This is a genomic window from Enterococcus sp. NBRC 3427 (assembly GCF_007996925.1).
Classification (GTDB): domain Bacteria; phylum Bacillota; class Bacilli; order Lactobacillales; family Enterococcaceae; genus Enterococcus_B; species Enterococcus_B lactis.
In genome coordinates this window covers 1-19,139 of sequence record NZ_BJLL01000016.1, presented here as the reverse complement: position 1 = coordinate 19,139, position 19,139 = coordinate 1, and the positions used below count along the sequence as shown (strand labels likewise).

Sequence of the window (19,139 nt, the reverse complement as noted above, 5' to 3'; positions counted from 1 at the left end):
AGCACATGTTGAATAAAACACTGCAGAAACTACAAGAAAAACTCGGAAAGGCAGCATTGCCTTTCCTTCTGTTCTTGTTTTTTATCATTGTCTGCGGCGTTACATTTAGTAGTGTCAAACAAAAGGCCAATGATTTTAGAGAAGGCCAAGTAGCAGAAGAGAGTATCCGTGCGAATAAAACGATCGAGAACACGGAAGAAACCGAACAAAGAAGAAAACTGGCAGCAGAAGCAGTGACTCCAGAATATACTTATCAAAAAGATCTGGCAGATGACCAGAACAATCGAATCAAGCAATTATTCGAATTGATCGATAAGACGAATGATACCATCAACAAATCTTATAATGACAAGGTAGATAAGGCGAAGGAAGATGAAAATATCCCGAAACCTACTACAGAAGAGCGGATTGCTACACTAAAGAAAAATTTTGAAAACGTGAATGCAGAAAACGTTGCATTTTACCAAAAACTGCCGAACAATTTTTATTCGACGATATTTGAAATGACTGAAACGGAAATTCACACGGTTAGGGATGAAAGTTTGAAGCTCATTGACGAACAGATGAGTAAACAAGTTCGTGAAAGCGAATTGGAAGCTTTTAAACAAGAAGCAGAAGATCAGATTCAGTATTTGAATGTCACAACAGAGCAGCAACAAATGATTCGCTACTTAGTGGATCAAGGCATTGTAGTCAATGATGTATTGAATGAGAAAAAGACAGAAGAATTAAAACAATCTGCACGAGAAGCTGTACAGCCAGTGATGATCTTCCAAGGAGAAATCATTGTTCGCGAAGGAAATCAAATTGATGCTTCAGCGATGAAAAAATTGGAATTACTAGGATTGACGAATCAAACGACTTCGATTTTCCCACTCATTGCCATGGTTTTAGCTGTTTTGCTTCAAATCGGTGTACTGATTTATAATTCACTTCAATTCCAAAACGCAGGAGAAAGAACAAAATACGTACTTTTCTACGTGACAGCAATGTCAGTCAGCGTAGTACTAATGAAATTTTTCCAACTCTTCCAAACAGAACAAGCTGCTTATATTCCGTTGTTTTACCCCGCGGCTTTTGCTCCACTTGTTTTAAGCTTTTTCTTGAATCGAAGAGCAGGGATCATGGCTGGTATTTTCCAAGCAGTATCCGCACTTTTCATTTTTTATGATTCGATTGGCACGAACTTTCTGACAGTTATTTTGATGTCCTATGTATTTTCAGGTCTCATGGCAACGATCGTCAGACGCAAGCGGATCTCAGAACAAGGGTTATCCGCTGCTATGTGGGTCATTATTTTCCCTGTGATGATGGATGTCATTTTAATTATCTACCAAGGAATGAGCTTTGGGGATGCAACGACTTGGTTAACGCTAGTCTGCGGATTCACAGGTGCACTGTTCTCATTCTTGCTGACGATAGGTCTGCACCCCTATATTGAATTGATGGTCAATGATGATAGTGTGATCGTATTAAATGAACTCAGCAATCCTAATCATCCTTTATTGAAACAGTTGCTAGAAGAAGCACCAGGTACGTATCACCATAGCATGATGGTAGCCAATCTAAGTGCTAATGCTGTAGCAGAAATCGGTGGACGTTCTTTACTTACTAGAGTAGCTTGCTATTATCATGATATCGGCAAGATCAAACACGCCAGCTTTTTCGTTGAGAACTTACCTTCAGGAGCGGAAAATCCGCACAATTTCTTATTGCCAGAAGACAGTAAACATATTATCTTTGGACATGTGACAGATGGTGCCAAAATATTGGAAGATTATAATATGCCGCAAATGGTGATCGATATTTGCAGACAGCATCATGGAACCACGCTGATGCGTTATTTCTACGTTAAGGCAAAGGAACGCAACCCGGAAGTCACGGAAGAGCAATTCCGTTATCCTGGACCAAAACCTCAAAGCCGTGAAGCAGGAATCGTCAATATAGCTGACAGTTGTGAAGCGGCAGTACGGGCAATGGACCATCCAACGAGTGAAAAAATCGAAAGTTTTGTCCATAATCTTATTGAAGAGCGTATTTCCGATGGACAATTGGACGACAGTGGATTGACGTTAAAAGAAATCCGTAAAGTAGAAAAATCATTGATCAGCGGTTTAAGCAGTACCTTCCATTCTCGGATCAAATATCCTAAAATGAAATCGGAAGTTGAGAAGATAAAAGAAGAACAAGAAGAATAGCAAGAAGAATAGAAAGAAGCGATGTATAATGGATATTACCTTCATGGATGAAACAAACCAAGTATCAGAAGAGAAAATGAAAGAAATCGACGACTTGTTGCAATTTGCAGCATCATATTTAGAGTTGCCAGAAGAAACAGAAATGTCTGTTACTTTCATGGACAATGCAGCGATCCAAGTAATCAATCGTGATTACCGTGGAAAAGATGCACCGACAGACGTCATCAGTTTTGCCTTGGAAGAAGAGGGCGAAGACGAAATCCCAGTGATTTTTGAAGATGGAGAGAATCCATTGCCTCGTGTACTGGGAGACATCATGATCTCTACTGAACGTGCCGCAGAGCAAGCAGAAGCTTACGGCCATTCGTATGATCGGGAACTTGGCTTTTTAGCGGTTCATGGATTCTTGCATATCAACGGGTATGACCATATGACACCAGAGGATGAGAAAGAAATGTTTGGTTTACAGAAAGAGATCTTAGATGCCTATGGACTTAAAAGATAAAAACGTAGAGAAAAACAAACATTTCCTGATGTCCGTGGAATTTGCCGTCCAAGGAGTCAAAACCGTTTTTGAGGAAGAACGCAACATGAGGAAACATGTTGCGTTCGGAATCCTTGCTTTGTTTATGGGCGTGATTTTCCAACTTGATCGGATAGAATGGTTATGGCTGCTTTTAGCTGTTTTTCTCGTATGGATAGTAGAGATCATCAATACTGTTTTTGAAAATGTCGTGGACATGTTTACGGATTTTCATTTTCATCCGATTGGGAAAAAAATCAAAGATATGGCAGCTGGAGCAGTTTTAGTGACCGCTTGTTTTGCCGTCATCGTTGGGTTGATTTTATTTGTCCCTAAAATATATCATTTGTTGTTTAATTAAAAAGGAGAACGTATATGCCAGAACATAAATCAGGGTTTGTCGCAATCGTCGGCCGCCCGAATGTAGGAAAATCCACATTATTGAATCGAATCGTGGGTCAAAAAATTGCCATCATGAGTGACAAGGCACAGACAACTAGAAATAAAATCCAAGGAGTATATACTACACCAGAAGCTCAGTTGATTTTTATTGACACACCAGGAATCCATAAACCAAAGCATCGTTTAGGAGATTTTATGGTAGAAGCAGCTTACAGTGCGTTGAAAGAAGTGGACGCGGTCTTATTTATGATCAGCGCTGATCAAAAACGCGGTCGGGGAGACGATTTTATTATTGAACGTCTAAAAAACGTGCATTCTCCTGTTTATCTGATTATCAATAAAATCGATAAAATCCATCCAGACGAGTTGTTGGGAATCATCGAAGATTATTCAACGCAGATGCCCTTTGCACAAGTGATTCCAATTTCTGCTACAGAAGGAAACAACGTCGAACGTTTGATGGATGTATTAGTCAGTGAAATGCCAGAGGGCCCACAATATTTTCCAGATGATCAAGTGACTGATCATCCTGAATACTTCATCGTTTCTGAATTGATCCGTGAGAAAGTCTTGTTTTTAACACGAGACGAGGTGCCTCATTCTGTCGCAGTCGTTGTTGATTCGATGAAGCGAAACGAGAATGATAAAATCCATATCCAGGCTACGATCATCGTCGAAAGAGATAGCCAAAAAGGGATCATTATCGGCAAAGGCGGAAAAATGCTGAAACAAGTAGGAACGAAAGCAAGAAAGGATATCGAAAATCTTTTAGGAGACAAAGTCTTTCTAGAACTTTGGGTCAAAGTTCAAAAAGACTGGCGAGACAAAAAAGTCTATCTGCAAGACTTCGGCTACCGAAAAGACGAATACTGATATTCTGAGCTTCTTGTAAGTTAGGTATAGAAATAAACTGGATAAAAATCCGCGTGTTGAGAAAAGCTGCGGAAGATCGCAACATAAATGATCTGGATCGGCAGAATCTGCTTTTCCAGATTTATTTTTTAGGAGGGAGAATATGAGCCAGCTTGCAGAATCAAAAGGCTTGATTTTATCTAGCCGTAATTACAAAGAAAAAGATAAATTGGTCAAAATCTTTACGGAATCTTCTGGCAAAATGATGTTTTATATCAAAGGGATCCATCGGCAAAATCAGCCATTAGCTCCGGCTTTGCTCCCTTTTACTGAAGCAGTTTATATCGGGAATTTTCGAAGTGAAGGTTTGTCATTTTTAAGCAGTGTCAAAGATGTCCATGCGTTTCGACACATCCAAGAAGACATCTTTTTGAGCGGCTATGGCACATATTTATTGAATCTAGTAGATGCGGCAATCGAAGATCATCAGTACGACCCGCATTTGTTCCAGTTTACGCAACAAGCACTGCAACGGATGGACCAAGGAGATGATGCAGAAATCATCACGAATATTTTTGAAGTCCAAATACTGCAACGTTTTGGAATTGCACCAATCTGGACACACTGCGTCGTATGCGGGGAAACAAAAGGAAAATTTGACTATTCTTCCAAATATGGTGGTGTGATATGCGAAAGACACTGGTCGATGGACGATCACCGTTATCATGCAGATCCTCGAGCTGTTTATTTCGTTCGGATGTTTTCAGCTATTTCTTATGATAAGATCAGTGGAATCCATCTGAAAGAAGAAACCAAACAAGCAATCCGTGAACTCATCGACCAGCTGTATGATGAATATGTCGGTATCCATTTGAAAAGCAAAAAGTTCATCGATCAAATGAAGTCTTGGGCACACGTATTAAAGACGCCAGAGAAAGACATGTCTGAAAAAGAAAAAGATCTACCTGAAAAAGAAGAATAGTAAATGAGACATACAACAAAAAATCAAAACCATTTGACAAACACAGGGAGTTCCGTCTATTATTAACCGTAGATCAAATAGATCGTTCACTGAGAAGATCTATTATAGAAACAAGAAAACTGCAAAATGAATACGTACATTGACCAAGATCAGTAAAAAACACGTGGTTTAGCGAGTTCGGGAGAGTGGGAGCCGGACCCAAACGATTTTTGAAGAGGCACTTGCGAGTACGATAAATGAAGCTGCCGAATCTTTATTCGGAAGTAGGGTGGAACCGCGAATTATTCGTCCCTATGTCTGTAATCAGACATAGGGATTTTTTGTCGTTTTCTTTCCTGTATTCTTATTTGACAGCAACGCTTTAAAATTGAAAGGGGCAAAACAGATGAGTAAAAAATTGACCGTCCAAGATATGATTTTAACATTACAAAAATTTTGGTCATCAAACGGCTGCATGCTGATGCAAGCTTATGACACAGAAAAAGGAGCAGGTACGATGAGCCCATATACCTTTTTACGGGCAATCGGACCAGAACCCTGGAATGCTGCTTACGTAGAGCCATCTCGCCGACCAGCTGATGGACGTTATGGCGAAAACCCAAACCGTTTGTATCAGCATCATCAATTCCAAGTCGTGATGAAACCTTCACCTGAGAATATCCAAGAGCTTTATTTAGAAAGCTTGCGCCTTTTAGGAATCGATCCATTAGAACACGACATCCGTTTTGTTGAAGACAACTGGGAGAACCCATCCATGGGCTGTGCCGGTGTGGGTTGGGAAGTATGGCTTGACGGAATGGAAATCACACAATTCACGTACTTCCAACAAGTTGGTGGACTGCCTTGCAAACCAGTAACTTCTGAGATCACTTATGGATTAGAACGTCTTGCTTCTTATATCCAAGAAGTTGAAAGTGTCTATGATTTAGAATGGGCTGATGGCGTGAAATATGGCGAGATCTTCAAACAACCAGAATATGAACATTCTAAATATTCTTTTGAAGTAAGCGACCAAGACTTGCTACTAAGCAACTTTGATCGTTTTGAAAAAGAAGCTAAACGCTGTATCGATGAAAATCTTGTTCATCCGGCGTATGATTATATCTTGAAATGTAGCCATACATTCAACTTATTAGACGCCCGCGGTGCAGTATCCGTAACAGAGCGTGCCGGTTATCTTTCTCGCATCCGCAACATGGCTCGTGCTGTAGCCAAAATATTTGTGGCAGAACGCGAAAAATTAGGATTCCCTTTGTTGAATAAAAACACAGCAAATCCAGAAACCGTGAAGGAGGCTGAATAAGATGGCAAAAGACTTATTACTTGAAATCGGGCTGGAAGAAATGCCTGCCCATGTTGTCACACCAAGCATGAAACAATTAGAAGAAAAAACAGCAAAATTTTTAGATGAGAACCAATTGACTTATGATACGATCGAAACATTTTCCACACCGCGCCGTTTAGCAATCAAAGTAACAAACATTCTAGAACGACAAGCGGACAGTGAAGAAGAAGTCAAAGGACCAGCCAAAAAAATTGCTTTGGACGCAGATGGAAACTGGACGAAAGCAGCGGAAGGATTTGTCCGCGGACAAGGTCTGACGACAGATGCTATCACTTTTAGAGAATTAAAAGGTGTAGAATATGTCTATGTAACGAAATACACTCATGGTAAGGAAGCAAAAGAAGTATTGACAGGCTTAGCAGAGGTGATCAAAAGTTTGACTTTCCCTGTAACGATGCATTGGGCAGAATACGATTTTGAATATATCCGCCCTATTCACTGGATCGTGGCATTGTTAGATGACGAAGTAATCCCGTTTGAGATCTTGGATATCAAAACAGACAGAGCTTCAAGAGGTCATCGTTTCTTAGGCGAAGATGTGACATTTGCGCATGCAAAAGAATATGAAGAAAAATTGAATGAACAATTCGTCATTGCGTCTCCGCAAAAAAGACAAGAAATAATCGTTACACAAGCAAACGAATTAGCAGAAAAAAATCATTGGGTTATTGATCTAGACGAAGATTTACTAGAAGAAGTTAACAATTTAGTCGAATATCCAACTGTCTTTTCTGGCGACTTCGAAGAAAAATATCTTTCTGTTCCTGAAGAAGTACTAGTCACTTCTATGAAAGAACATCAACGTTATTTCGAGGTACGGAATGATCAAGGTATGCTGCTTCCTCATTTTATTTCTGCTCGTAATGGCGATCGGGTAAAATTGGAAAATGTGGTTCGAGGCAATCAAAAAGTATTGACTGCTCGTTTAGAAGATGCGGAATTCTTTTATAATGAAGACAAGAAAGCTTCAATCGACCAATACGTTGAAAAACTAAAAACTGTTACTTTCCATGAAAAAATCGGTAGTATCTATGAGAAAATGCAGCGGGTACAAGTCGTTGCCCGTATCATTGGCGAACAAGTAGGACTATCTGAGGAAGAATTGATGGATTTGCAACGAGCTGCTGAAATCTATAAATTTGATCTAGTAACCAACATGGTAGGGGAATTTCCTGAACTACAAGGGATCATGGGCGAAAAATATGCTCTGCTGAAAGGCGAGAAACCTGCTGTAGCGACAGCGATTCGTGAGCATTACATGCCTATATCCAGTGAAGGAGAGCTACCTCAGTCTACAGTAGGTTCTGTTTTAGCGATTGCAGATAAATTAGATAGCATCTTTTCTTTCTTTGCAGTTGGGATGATTCCAAGCGGGTCAAACGATCCTTATGCCTTACGTCGCCAAGCATACGGTGTCGTTCGGATCATCGAATCGAAAAAATGGGCCTTTCCTTTGTCTGTTCTGCAAGAAACGATTAGCGATGTTATCAGTAAAGATACGGATCGTTTCGGCATTGGTTTATCAGAAGGACAACAACAAGTGATCGACTTTATCAAAGGTCGTCTGCGCCAATTACTGACAACGAAGAACATCCGTCATGATGTCATCGAGGCTGTTTTGAATGCGGAACAAAAAGATCTGACAAAAGTATTTGCAGCAGCACAATTGTTCAAACAACATCTTGCAGATGAAGACTTCAAACCTTCAATGGAAGCTTTGACACGTGTCGTGAATTTAGCGAAAAAAGCTCAGCTTGAAAAACAATCAGAAGTAGACCCTGAGCTGTTCGAAAACGACGCAGAGAAAGAATTACACAAAGCAGTAGAAGCAATGAAAGCAAGTTTTGCTGACCAAACGATCCACGAAAACTACGACCAGCTTGTCGCTCTTCGTCCACTGATCGAAAATTATTTTGATCAAACGATGGTCATGGCTGAAGAACCAGCAGTACGTAAGAACCGACTAACACAACTAAGTCAAATAGCTGCCATGGCTTTGTCATTAGCAAGCTTGGATCAAATCATCACAAAATAATCTTTTGTTTGAAAAACAGAGAGCATGCACGCAACGTGCTGTGCCTCTGTTTTTTTTGTTATAAATATAAATAGCTGTTATTAATTCTATTTTAATAATTTTTGTTATTTTATTTTTTGTTCGAATTTTCAAAATGCTCATGAAAAGAGAGGAAATAAAAATGAAAACGATTAATCATAATCTCGTTACCGTTTTATTTACTTTTAAATTATGAATTTCCCTAGTCAAGAAAACTGTTTGTGGTATGATTATATAGGGAAAACCTGCTTACAAATATTTCTATGAATATATTAGTTTAATTATGCTTTTAAATAAAAAGCGCTCATTCTGATGTGAATGAATCACATCTTTATTTATCTATCATCAATATTTAGGAGTGAATCTATGGAAAAGCCGTTCGTCAAGTTATTGGCTACTGTGGCGGTAGGCACAGGCGCTATTGTGATTTGCTTGTTTGGATACCATCTCAATAATCAGCGGCAACATCATCAACGGATCAATTACGCAGAATCTGCCATCACCAATCAAAAAGACACCGTGACCTCTTTATCAAAAGAAGTAGATAAGCTGTACAGTACAAAAGAAAAAATTTTCCTAAATCCTGAAATAACAGAAGAAACAGTTTCAAATTTGTCACATAAACTATCTTCTATCAAACTTTCAGCAGATGATTATGACATCAAGGAATCAGAATTACCTAAAGAAGCTGCTGCGATCCAAGAAGAAAAGAAAGCAGTCTTAACACAGTTAGAGGATGCAGAATCAAAACTGAAGATCCAGACGGCTGTCAATAAATTATTTACTAAAAACGTATCAAACTGGCAGCAAGCTGTAGATGATGTCATCATCAAAGAAAAGTTGGCAAGTGCAGATGTCGCCCATGTACGTGAAAATATGAGCTTTTTTAAGGATAGTGCTTGGAAAACGGTCGTTATGCAATATCTAGGATTCGCTGATACCCAAATTGCACAAGTCACGCAACTAGATCAGCTATTCGATACGATGCTGAAAGACGGTCAAGTAACAGCTACTGCTACTTACGATCAATATTTGACCGCACTCAGTCTCATCGAACAGATCCGGAATGAAAAAATAAGAGCCGCATATGCGTCAAAAGCAGAAACAGTCGCTCAGCAAATGGGCTATGGCAATACGAGCTATTAATAGTAAAAGCGAGATTCAAGCAAGGCTAGCAAACGGAGGAAACTATGGCAAAACGAAGAAGAAAATCAAGAGGGAAAAAGATATTTCTAATTATTTTAGCAATTCTTGTCGTATTAGTATTAGCAATCGTAGGAGTAGGAGCAAAATTATATCTAGATCTCTCACATTCTATTGAGAAAACTTATGAATCAGTGGAACGAACCCAAGGAGAACGAACAAAACCAGTTGATCTGGACAAACAAGAATCTTTCTCTGTTCTATTGATGGGGATCGATACGGGAGATTTAGGTCGGGTCGATCAAGGACGATCAGATACGATGATGGTTGCCACAGTCAGTCCTGAAGACAAACAGACAACGATCGTCAGCATTCCTCGTGATACGTATGTCGACATCGTTGGTCGTGACACAAAAGATAAAATCAACCACGCTTATGCATTCGGCGGAGCTGCCATGGCAATGGATACCGTACAAAAATATGTAGACATCCCAATCGACCACTATGTTTCAATCAATATGAAAGGTCTAAAAGAACTCGTTGATGCAGTTGGTGGTATCGAAGTCAATAATGACCTCACCTTCTCACAAGATGGCTATGATTTTACGATCGGTAAAATCACATTGAACGGGGATCAGGCATTGTCGTATTCTCGTATGCGTTATGAAGATCCAAACGGTGACTACGGCAGACAAGAGCGTCAAAGAAAGATCGTAGAAGGTGTAGCGAAAAAAGTATTGAGTCTGAACGGTGTAAGCAACTATCAATCCGTTTTGAATGCTCTAGAGTCGAATATGAAAACAGACATGAGCTTTGATGAAATGAAAAAGATTGCTTTAGATTATCGGGATGCATTTGGTACGATCAAGCAAGATCAGCTGCAAGGAGAAGGCTTCATGCAAGACAATATCTCATACCAAAAAGTCAGCGATCAAGAACTTGACCGTGTGAAAAAAGAATTAAAAGATCAAATGAATCTAGAGAATAAATAGGAAAGTGGAGAAAAAATGGAAGAGACTATCAGCTTGAAAGAAATTTTTGAAACATTACGCAAACACGTGTTAACAATCCTCATCTCAATGTTTGCTGGCTTGGCCATCTCAGGCATCGTGACGTTTTTCATCTTGACGCCAAAATACAGCTCACAAGCCCAATTGATCGTGACACTGCCGCAATCAGATACTGCAAATGTCAATGATGTCAATACGAACCTGCAAATGATCAATACGTATAAGGATATGATCGTCAGTGATCTAGTACTAAATGAAGTCAAAGATCGTTTAGAAACAGAAGACAATGTGAAAATGACTGCTGGACAAATCAAAGATGCTATCTCCGTCAATCAGTCACAAAATTCACAAATGTTCTCGATCCAAGCAACAAGCACGAATGCAGTGACGGCTCAACAAATCGCTAATACAACGTCACAAGTATTCCAAGAGAACGCCAAAGATGTGATGAATGTCGATAAAATCTCGATCATCTCAGGTGCAGTTGCCAATACGACACCTGTTTCGCCAAATAATAAATTGAATCTAGTGATTGGCTTAGTGTTAGGAATGATGGTAGGTGTAGGTCTAGCTTTCTTATTTGAATTACTTGACCGGACAGTAAAAGATGAAAAATATGTGACGGATACATTAGGCTTCCCAATCTTAGGGACTGTACCAGAAATGTCAGCGAAAGAATTGAATGCTGGTATCCGTAAAAAAGGACCAGCTCCGACACAACCAAAAGCTACAAACGATAAAACAGCGCCATCACGCAGAAGCCGCTCAAGAGTCTAGGAGGAAAGAAAAATGGCACGAACACAGAAACAAAAAGCAACCCAAACTCATGCAGTCAGTTTGGTCACACTCACAAATCCCTCTTCACCAATCGCTGAACAATATCGTACGATTCGGACGAACATCCAGTTTGCCTCCGCAGCTGGTCAGCAAATCAAAACGATTGTTGTGACTTCATCAGGACCTGGAGAAGGGAAATCTACCACTGCAGCAAACATTGCCGTTGTTTTTGCCAAATCTGGTCAACGGGTGCTGCTAGTCGATGCAGACTTACGTAAGCCCGTCATCTATAAAACGTTCAAGTTGAACAACGCAAGCGGATTAAGTACCGTTCTTAGTTCATCAGGAAGTGTAGCAGATGAGATCCAACGAACACCAGTCGAGAATTTGTCGATTCTGCCAAGTGGACCTAAACCACCAAATCCATCAGAGTTACTAAGCTCGCCAAGAATGGATCAGATTTTAGCAGAAGCAAGACAACTATTTGATGTAGTGATCTTCGACATGCCGCCAGTCGTTGCCGTAACAGATGCACAAATCATGTCTTCAAAAACGGATGGTACCTTATTGGTCGTACGTGAAAATACGTCACGTAAAGAATCATTGTCTAAAGCAAAAGAATTGCTGGATATGGTACAAGCACGAGTCCTTGGCGTTGTATACAACGGGGCAGAACACAGCAAAGATGCTGGTTATTACTACGGGAATTAAGAAATAAAAAGAGAGGAGACAAGAGAAATGATCGATCTACATTGCCATATCCTGCCAGGAATCGATGACGGAGCAGAAAACTTAGATGCCAGTATTGCCATGGCTGAAAAAGCGATTCAACAAGGGATCACACATATTTTATGCACACCCCATCATAATAATGGAAAATACAGCAATGAAAAATCACAAGTCATTTCTCTAGTCGCTTCGTTACAAGCAGAATTAGAGAAAAGACAATTGCCTTTGACGTTATTGGAAGGACAAGAAGTACGTATTACTGGAACGCTGATCGAAGACATCCACCGAGATGAAATTTTATTTACAGATTTAGATGATACATATCTTTTGATCGAATTTCCGACACTGGAAGTGCCGTTATATGCAGAACGGCTCTTTTTTGAGTTGTTACAACTAGGAAAGACACCAGTGATCGTCCATCCAGAACGCAACGCGCATTTTCGTAAAGACCCGAATCATTTGCTGCCATTCCTAGATATGGGATGCTTGGCCCAACTCACCGCACCAAGTTATGTCGGTGTATTTGGCAAAGACATCCAGAAAACAGCTAAAACGATGGTCAAACATAATCTCGTGCAAATGGCTGCCTCTGATGCCCATGGGGTCTCTAAACGCACCTTTTACTTAAAAGAATGTTATGAGCAAATCGCCAAGGACTTTGGCAAGGAAAAAGTAGCACAGATGAAACAAGTCGCAAAGGACCTGATCAACGGGGATGAGATCAGTTATCCAGTCTATGAAGAGGTAATAAAGAAGAAGTTTGGTTTATTTTAGGGGGAATGTAGGGTGTTTGTTTTAACAAGAAGAAGAAAAATCATTACTTTGATTTTAGTAGACAGCTTGTTATTGATTGCTGCAAATAGTGCAGCGGTTAATTTTATGGAGCCGTTTGTAGCTATACCAATAGATCTTATTTTAATCTCCAGCGGGTTATCGATTATTTTTTATCTATTATATGGTAGTTTTTTCAAAGTATTCACTCGAATCAATCGTTACACCAATTTAAGAGAGATGATTGCGATTTTTGGTTCGTTATCTGCAAGTGCGGCCTCAAGTATCCTCATACTGCTGTTCATTAATCGGCGATATAGTTTACGATTAGTTATCTTTGCTTATCTGCTTTCTCTATTATTGATTATCGGTAGCCGATTGATCTGGCGTATCTATATCGAAACAAAAAATATGAGGTATCTATCAACAGATTCCGCTAAAAATACCTTGATTGTTGGGGCCGGCGAAGGTGGACGTATTTTATACAACAGCTTTCTTGGTTCTAAAACGGCTCAAGATATCCATGTCGTTGGATTCGTGGATGATGATCCGAATAAAAGAAATACGTATCTTTCAGGAAAAAAAGTACTGGGGTCGTTAAAAGATATACCGGAATTGATCAAAAAATATGACATCCAAATGGTAACGATCGCTATCCCTTCTTTATCAAGAAAAAAATTACGAAGAATCTTCGAGTTAGTCGAATCCGCTCATGTGAAAGTCAATACGATGCCTTCTATGGAAGAACTTGCTTCAGGGAAAATCAGCGTATCAAAATTAAAAACCATTGACGTAGTGGATTTACTGGGAAGAGATGAGGTAGAGCTGGGTATCGAATCCATCAAAGACCAGATCACGAACAAAGTCATTCTTGTCACCGGTGCAGGAGGATCAATCGGTTCAGAAATCTGCCGGCAAATCATCCAATTCAATCCTGCAAAGTTATTGCTTTTAGGACATGGGGAGAACTCGATTTACTTAATCGACCGTGAATTACGCACGCATCATCAAAAGTGTCCTACAGAAATCGTACCGATCATCGCAGATATCCAAGATCGCAAGAAAATCAATGAAATCATGGAACAATACCACCCAGATATTGTCTACCATGCAGCCGCTCATAAGCATGTACCATTGATGGAATATAACCCAAAAGAAGCAGTCAAAAACAATATTTTCGGTACAAAAAATGTAGCAGAAGCAGCCAAAGCAGCGAAAGTAAAAAACTTCGTCATGGTCTCGACAGATAAAGCCAACAATCCGCCAAACGTCATGGGTTCAACAAAACGAATCGCTGAAATGATCGTGACTGGGTTGAATGAAGAAGGCTGTACGAAATTCTCAGCTGTCAGATTCGGGAATGTCCTTGGTTCTCGTGGTAGTGTGATCCCAGTATTCAGAGAACAAATTGCTCAAGGAGGGCCAGTCACTGTAACAGACTTTCGTATGACCCGATATTTCATGACGATTCCTGAAGCTAGTCGTTTAGTTATTCAATCTGGCGCATTAGCAAAAGGCGGCGAAATCTTTATTTTAGATATGAGCGAACCAGTGAAAATCGTAGATCTAGCCAAAAACATGATCCGATTGAGCGGATATAGCGAAGACGAGATCGAAATCATTGAAACAGGTATCCGTCCAGGGGAAAAACTATATGAAGAACTATTGTTAGATAAGGAAAGAAACGATGAAGCAGTTTACGAGAAGATCTTTGTAGGAAACATCAAAGGTTACTCCATGCAAACAGTGATGGAATTCGTCAAGAGCCTGCCGCAAGACGACGAACAATTGGCTAAAGAGATCGTCACTTTTGCAAATGCTTCAAATAAGTAGGGGGAGTAAAGTGTATAAAGACGGTTTAAAAAGAGGGATAGATTTTTTATTATCTTTAGTTGGTATCATCGTATTGTCACCGATTCTTTTGATTCTATATATAGCTATCAAAATCGATTCAAAAGGTCCAGTCATCTTTAAACAAAAACGGGTAGGAAAAAACAAATCCCATTTTTATATCTATAAATTCCGAACGATGAAAGTAGATACGCCTCAAGAGACACCAACTCATTTGTTATCAAATCCTGACTTTTTTATTACACGAGTAGGAAAATTCCTTAGAAAAACAAGTCTGGATGAACTACCGCAATTATTTAATATATTAAAAGGGGACATGGCAGTCATCGGACCACGTCCAGCACTATGGAACCAATATGATTTGATTGAAGAACGAGACAAGTACCACGCAAATGATATCCGTCCAGGACTAACAGGGCTCGCACAGATCAGTGGACGGGATGAATTAGAAATCGACTACAAAGCACGTTTAGATGGACAGTACACAGCAAATATCACGCCAATGATGGATCTAAAATGCTTTTTTGGAACCATAATCTCCGTCTTTAAAAGCGACGGCGTTGTCGAAGGCGGAACTGGTTCGGTGAAAAAGGAGGATGCAAAATGAAAAAGATCCTGATTACTGGTGCAAACAGCTATATCGGTACATCCTTCAAAAAATGGATGACACAATTTCAAGACGAGTATCAAATCGACACACTAAGTGTACGAGGTGACGCGTGGCGAGAACATGACTTTTCGGAGTATGATACGGTTTTTCATGTAGCAGGTATCGCGCACGCAGATGTATCGAAAGTAAGCGAAGAAACTAAACAGCTCTATTATGCGGTCAATCGAGACCTTGCAATTGAGACAGCAAAAAAATATAAACAAGATCTATCAGGAAAGAATGGACAATTCATTTATATGAGTTCCATCATTATTTATGGTGAAGAAACAAATATCAACAAAAAACGTGTAATCACTCCAGATACCAAACCAAATCCTTCCAATTTCTATGGTGACAGCAAACTGCAAGCGGAAATTGGCTTACAACCATTAGATGATGATACTTTCCATGTCGCTATTTTACGTCCGCCAATGATCTATGGACCGGGGAGTAAGGGGAACTACCAACAATTGGTCAAGTTGGCAAATAAATTGCCTATTTTTCCCGATGTAAAAAATGAAAGATCAATGTTATATATAGAAAATCTTTGCAGTTTTATTAAATTAATAGTTGATAATGAAGAAAAAGGTATATTTTTCCCACAAAATAAAGAATATACATCCACCAGTGATATGGTAAAGATGATTGCACAAACTCATAACCATAATATTGTCATGATCTCTGGAATAAATTGGCTAATTAAGGGTATGATGCATTTTCCTGGAAAAGTGGGTAAACTTGCAGTAAAAGCTTTTGGAAATTTAGTTTATAGCAAAGATATGAGTGAATATTACATTGATTATAGAATTGTCAATTTAGCAGAATCAATTAAAAAAATTGAAAAATGAGATGAGAGGACAATGTTTTTTTGAAGAAAATACTTTTTTTAGTTAATCACGATGTAGTTATTTATAATTTTAGATTGGAGTTAGTTGAAAGACTTTTACACGAAGGCTATGAGGTTTGGATTTCTTCACCTTACGGAGAGAGAATCGACGAATTGAAAAATTTAGGATGTCATTACGTTGAAGCTAATATTTCGAGACACGGGATGAACCCTATTACAGAGTTAAGATTATTGAGTTATTACGAAAATATTATTGAAAAAATCAATCCTGCTATAGTTTTCACATATACAATTAAACCTAATATTTACGGAGCGATGGCATGCAAAAAGTTACATATCCCATGCGTTGCTAATATCACTGGGTTAGGAACGGCTGTTGAGAAGGGAGGTATTTCTCAGAAAATTTCTGTTTTACTTTATAAACTTGCGTTTACGGATATCCAGCGCGTTTATTTTCAAAACGAGGAAAACCATCAGTTTTTTATAGATAAAAAAATTGCATTGGGGAAAGATGACATGCTTCCGGGGAGTGGTGTCAATTTGGAAAGATTTGCATTAATAGATTATCCTTCAGACAATACAATAGAATTTGCTTTCATTGCAAGGATTATGAAAGAGAAAGGAATTGATAATTATTTAGAGGCAGCCAGAAAAATAAAAAAGAAATATCCCAACACTGTATTTCATGTATGTGGTTTTTGTGAATCAGAATATGATGGAAAACTACAAGAATATGTGGATGATGGATCTGTAATTTACCATGGAATGGTAAGCAATGTTAGAAAAATTCACGAAAAGGTACATTGTATCGTACATCCAACATACTATCCAGAAGGTCTATCAAACGTATTATTAGAAGCGTGTGCAAGTGGACGACCAATTATTACAACGGATAGAAGTGGATGTAGAGAGGTAATTGAGGAAGGAAAAAATGGATTCATTGTGAAGCAACAGGATACCCAAGATTTAGTGCGTGTGATTGAAAAATTTATATTACTTCCACATGAGAAAAAAGTAGAAATGGGGCTTGTTGGGAGAAAGAAAGTGGAAGAAGAATTTAATCGCCAGATTGTCGTTGAAAAATATATGAATGAGGTAAATGAGATATGATAAAAAAAAGTATATGCGTTTTTACGTTGTATCCTAAACAAGGAGCATCCTCTAATTATCGTATTTTAATGTATATTAATGATTTGCAGAAAGATTATGATGTGTATACATATGAATTTTGGAATAAAAAATATACAGAAAAATATATTAATCAAAAAAAAAATATGCTTTAAAAATATTTAGTATATATTTATATGGTCTAGTTAAAAGATTATATCAAATATTTACAGTGGCTTCTAAATGTGATTATGTAATATTTCAAAAGGGAATCTTTCCCATGCTCCCTTTTACTTTTATTAACTATTTGAAAAGAAAAAAATGTAAAGTAATATTTGATGTAGATGATGCGATTCATATAAAAAAAAGAAATAATTCTGATGCTATTGCTAGATTTGCTAATGCTGTTGTGTGTGGAAATGAACTTTTGAGTGCACATTATTTGAATATCAACAGTAATACTTATACTTTTCCAACGGTGGACTATACGCCTCAATATACCCCATATATCCATGATACTTTTGATAATAAGACTATAGGATGGATAGGTAGTAAATCATCAATTGCTAATTTAGAATTAGTTATTGATGCAATAAATCATATTAAGTTAAAATATCCTGATATAAAATTCAAGTTTATCGCCGGTACGCCTGATGACTATGATAAAAAAATAGATAATGCTGAATTTGTAAAGTGGTCTTTAGATAATTATATCTCTGAAATGTCTAGTTTCACAATTGGGATTATGCCACTTTACGATACTGAATTTAATAGAGGAAAATGTGGCTTTAAGCTTATACAATATTTAAATATTGAAAAACCTGTCATTGCTAGTCCTGTTGGTATAAACGATAAAATCATTGGTAATTGTGGAATAATCGCATCTGATACTAACGAATGGATATTAGCTATAGAAAAATTGTTATTTGATCAAGAATTTTATGATAACTGTAAAGTTAATATTAAAAAAGAATTTTATGGAAAATATGATTATAAAGTCATTTTAGAAATGTGGAAAAAACTGCTTGACGAGTTATAACTAAATTTAATTAGACTAGGAGGGTGAAAATGTATTCAGTAACTGTATTTATGAGTACTTATAATGGCGAGATGTATCTGGAAGAACAAATAAAAAGTATATTAAAACAAAAAAAAGTAAAAGTGTCATTATGGGTTAGAGATGATGGGAGTTCTGATAATACAATAAATATACTAGAAAAATATAAAAAAAAAGGAAAACTGACATACTTTTCTGGATGTAATTTAGGTTATGGTAAAAGTTTTCTTGATTTATTCAAGAATATAAAAATTCCAACAGATTATTATGCATATTCAGATCAAGATGACTATTGGGAAGAGAATAAGTTAATCAATGCTATTAATAAATTAGAATCGCGTACATCAAAAGTAGGGAAAATATATTTTTCAGATTTATGTGTAGTTGATAAAGATTTAAGGCCGGTTGGTTATAAAAAATTTGATAATTTAATAATTTCTTTAGGAAGTGTATTAGTTAGGCAAAGAGTAGCAGGTTGTACAATGGTATTTGATAATAATCTTTTTCAGAAGGCAAATGCTATAGAATTTGATAATTATAAATATCATATTTCGCATGAATGGATCTATATTTTATGTTTAGCATTGGGAGGAGAAGCTATTTACGATAAACATGCATTTATAAAGTACCGTCGTCACGACTACACAGTAACAAGTTTAGGAAGAGGAGTTAAATCTAGAATTAAAAGAGAATTCACTCAATATAAAGCTACTAAGTGGGATAAATCAGAATTGTGCAAAATAATTTTGACTAATTATAAAAAACATATCCCTCATTCAAATTTAAAACTTATCTTTTTGGTAAGCAATTATAGATTTTCTAAACTTTCTAAATTAAAACTGC

18 protein-coding genes are annotated in these 19,139 nt (G+C 37.9%); all 18 read left to right on the top strand.

The window, feature by feature from the left end; genetic code table 11:
* The first annotated feature begins 5 nt into the window (after positions 1-5).
* The gene (locus ESP02_RS05530) at positions 6-2,198 is read left to right on the top strand and encodes an HD family phosphohydrolase (protein WP_002291699.1); all 2,193 of its coding nucleotides are present in this window, start codon (positions 6-8) and stop codon (positions 2,196-2,198) included.
* A 28-nt stretch (positions 2,199-2,226) separates the two neighbouring features.
* The gene (gene ybeY, locus ESP02_RS05525) at positions 2,227-2,703 is read left to right on the top strand and encodes an rRNA maturation RNase YbeY (RefSeq protein WP_002291700.1); all 477 of its coding nucleotides are present in this window, start codon (positions 2,227-2,229) and stop codon (positions 2,701-2,703) included.
* Complete coding sequence (locus ESP02_RS05520; protein WP_002316408.1) at positions 2,687-3,082, top strand: diacylglycerol kinase family protein; 396 nt, start codon at positions 2,687-2,689, stop codon at positions 3,080-3,082. Before ybeY ends, ESP02_RS05520 begins: the two co-directional genes overlap by 17 nt.
* 14 nt (positions 3,083-3,096) lie before the next feature.
* Positions 3,097-3,996 (top strand): GTPase Era, encoded by a 900-nt coding sequence (era, locus tag ESP02_RS05515; protein ID WP_002288753.1) that lies wholly within the window; start codon positions 3,097-3,099, stop codon positions 3,994-3,996.
* Positions 3,997-4,138: 142 nt separating this feature from the next.
* On the top strand, positions 4,139-4,957 hold the full coding sequence (gene recO / locus ESP02_RS05510; protein WP_038398521.1) for a DNA repair protein RecO: 819 nt from the start codon (positions 4,139-4,141) through the stop codon (positions 4,955-4,957).
* Between the two features lie 385 nt (positions 4,958-5,342).
* Positions 5,343-6,260 carry a glycine--tRNA ligase subunit alpha gene (gene glyQ / locus ESP02_RS05505; protein ID WP_002305598.1) on the top strand — a complete coding sequence of 306 codons (918 nt, stop codon included), beginning with the start codon at positions 5,343-5,345 and terminating at the stop codon, positions 6,258-6,260.
* Position 6,261: 1 nt separating this feature from the next.
* Positions 6,262-8,337 (top strand): glycine--tRNA ligase subunit beta, encoded by a 2,076-nt coding sequence (gene glyS, locus ESP02_RS05500; protein WP_038398522.1) that lies wholly within the window; start codon positions 6,262-6,264, stop codon positions 8,335-8,337.
* Between the two features lie 384 nt (positions 8,338-8,721).
* A complete protein-coding gene (locus ESP02_RS05495) occupies positions 8,722-9,501 on the top strand; it encodes a hypothetical protein (protein ID WP_038398523.1) in 780 nt (259 codons plus the stop codon).
* A 44-nt stretch (positions 9,502-9,545) separates the two neighbouring features.
* Positions 9,546-10,490: an LCP family protein gene (locus tag ESP02_RS05490; protein WP_038398524.1), complete on the top strand. Its 945-nt coding sequence runs from the start codon at positions 9,546-9,548 to the stop codon at positions 10,488-10,490.
* Between the two features lie 15 nt (positions 10,491-10,505).
* A complete protein-coding gene (locus ESP02_RS05485) occupies positions 10,506-11,285 on the top strand; it encodes a YveK family protein (RefSeq protein WP_038398525.1) in 780 nt (259 codons plus the stop codon).
* A 12-nt stretch (positions 11,286-11,297) separates the two neighbouring features.
* A complete protein-coding gene (locus ESP02_RS05480) occupies positions 11,298-11,996 on the top strand; it encodes a CpsD/CapB family tyrosine-protein kinase (protein WP_038398527.1) in 699 nt (232 codons plus the stop codon).
* A 27-nt stretch (positions 11,997-12,023) separates the two neighbouring features.
* Complete coding sequence (locus tag ESP02_RS05475; RefSeq protein ID WP_038398529.1) at positions 12,024-12,788, top strand: tyrosine-protein phosphatase; 765 nt, start codon at positions 12,024-12,026, stop codon at positions 12,786-12,788.
* A gap of 12 nt (positions 12,789-12,800) precedes the next feature.
* The gene (locus tag ESP02_RS05470) at positions 12,801-14,618 is read left to right on the top strand and encodes a nucleoside-diphosphate sugar epimerase/dehydratase (protein ID WP_038398531.1); all 1,818 of its coding nucleotides are present in this window, start codon (positions 12,801-12,803) and stop codon (positions 14,616-14,618) included.
* Between the two features lie 10 nt (positions 14,619-14,628).
* Positions 14,629-15,243, top strand: coding sequence for a sugar transferase (locus tag ESP02_RS05465; RefSeq protein WP_270276642.1), 615 nt, complete (start codon positions 14,629-14,631; stop codon positions 15,241-15,243).
* Positions 15,240-16,133, top strand: coding sequence for an NAD-dependent epimerase/dehydratase family protein (locus ESP02_RS05460; RefSeq protein ID WP_038398533.1), 894 nt, complete (start codon positions 15,240-15,242; stop codon positions 16,131-16,133). Before ESP02_RS05465 ends, ESP02_RS05460 begins: the two co-directional genes overlap by 4 nt.
* A gap of 20 nt (positions 16,134-16,153) precedes the next feature.
* The gene (locus ESP02_RS05455; RefSeq protein ID WP_038398534.1) at positions 16,154-17,242 is read left to right on the top strand and encodes a glycosyltransferase family 4 protein; all 1,089 of its coding nucleotides are present in this window, start codon (positions 16,154-16,156) and stop codon (positions 17,240-17,242) included.
* 277 nt (positions 17,243-17,519) lie between these two features.
* The gene (locus tag ESP02_RS05450) at positions 17,520-18,278 is read left to right on the top strand and encodes a glycosyltransferase (protein ID WP_146926004.1); all 759 of its coding nucleotides are present in this window, start codon (positions 17,520-17,522) and stop codon (positions 18,276-18,278) included.
* Between the two features lie 29 nt (positions 18,279-18,307).
* Positions 18,308-19,139 (top strand): glycosyltransferase (locus tag ESP02_RS05445; protein WP_146926000.1); only part of this gene is annotated, 832 nt, incomplete at its 3' end.

What these genes read in the sequence shown, in the direction of transcription:
- ESP02_RS05530 (WP_002291699.1), top strand. Translation starts at nt 6, where the DNA reads ATGTTGAATAAAACACTGCAGAAACTACAAGAAAAACTCGGAAAGGCA.
- ybeY (WP_002291700.1), top strand. Translation starts at nt 2,227, where the DNA reads ATGGATATTACCTTCATGGATGAAACAAACCAAGTATCAGAAGAGAAA.
- ESP02_RS05520 (WP_002316408.1), top strand. Translation starts at nt 2,687, where the DNA reads ATGGACTTAAAAGATAAAAACGTAGAGAAAAACAAACATTTCCTGATG.
- era (WP_002288753.1), top strand. Translation starts at nt 3,097, where the DNA reads ATGCCAGAACATAAATCAGGGTTTGTCGCAATCGTCGGCCGCCCGAAT.
- recO (WP_038398521.1), top strand. Translation starts at nt 4,139, where the DNA reads ATGAGCCAGCTTGCAGAATCAAAAGGCTTGATTTTATCTAGCCGTAAT.
- glyQ (WP_002305598.1), top strand. Translation starts at nt 5,343, where the DNA reads ATGAGTAAAAAATTGACCGTCCAAGATATGATTTTAACATTACAAAAA.
- glyS (WP_038398522.1), top strand. Translation starts at nt 6,262, where the DNA reads ATGGCAAAAGACTTATTACTTGAAATCGGGCTGGAAGAAATGCCTGCC.
- ESP02_RS05495 (WP_038398523.1), top strand. Translation starts at nt 8,722, where the DNA reads ATGGAAAAGCCGTTCGTCAAGTTATTGGCTACTGTGGCGGTAGGCACA.
- ESP02_RS05490 (WP_038398524.1), top strand. Translation starts at nt 9,546, where the DNA reads ATGGCAAAACGAAGAAGAAAATCAAGAGGGAAAAAGATATTTCTAATT.
- ESP02_RS05485 (WP_038398525.1), top strand. Translation starts at nt 10,506, where the DNA reads ATGGAAGAGACTATCAGCTTGAAAGAAATTTTTGAAACATTACGCAAA.
- ESP02_RS05480 (WP_038398527.1), top strand. Translation starts at nt 11,298, where the DNA reads ATGGCACGAACACAGAAACAAAAAGCAACCCAAACTCATGCAGTCAGT.
- ESP02_RS05475 (WP_038398529.1), top strand. Translation starts at nt 12,024, where the DNA reads ATGATCGATCTACATTGCCATATCCTGCCAGGAATCGATGACGGAGCA.
- ESP02_RS05460 (WP_038398533.1), top strand. Translation starts at nt 15,240, where the DNA reads ATGAAAAAGATCCTGATTACTGGTGCAAACAGCTATATCGGTACATCC.
- ESP02_RS05450 (WP_146926004.1), top strand. Translation starts at nt 17,520, where the DNA reads ATGCTCCCTTTTACTTTTATTAACTATTTGAAAAGAAAAAAATGTAAA.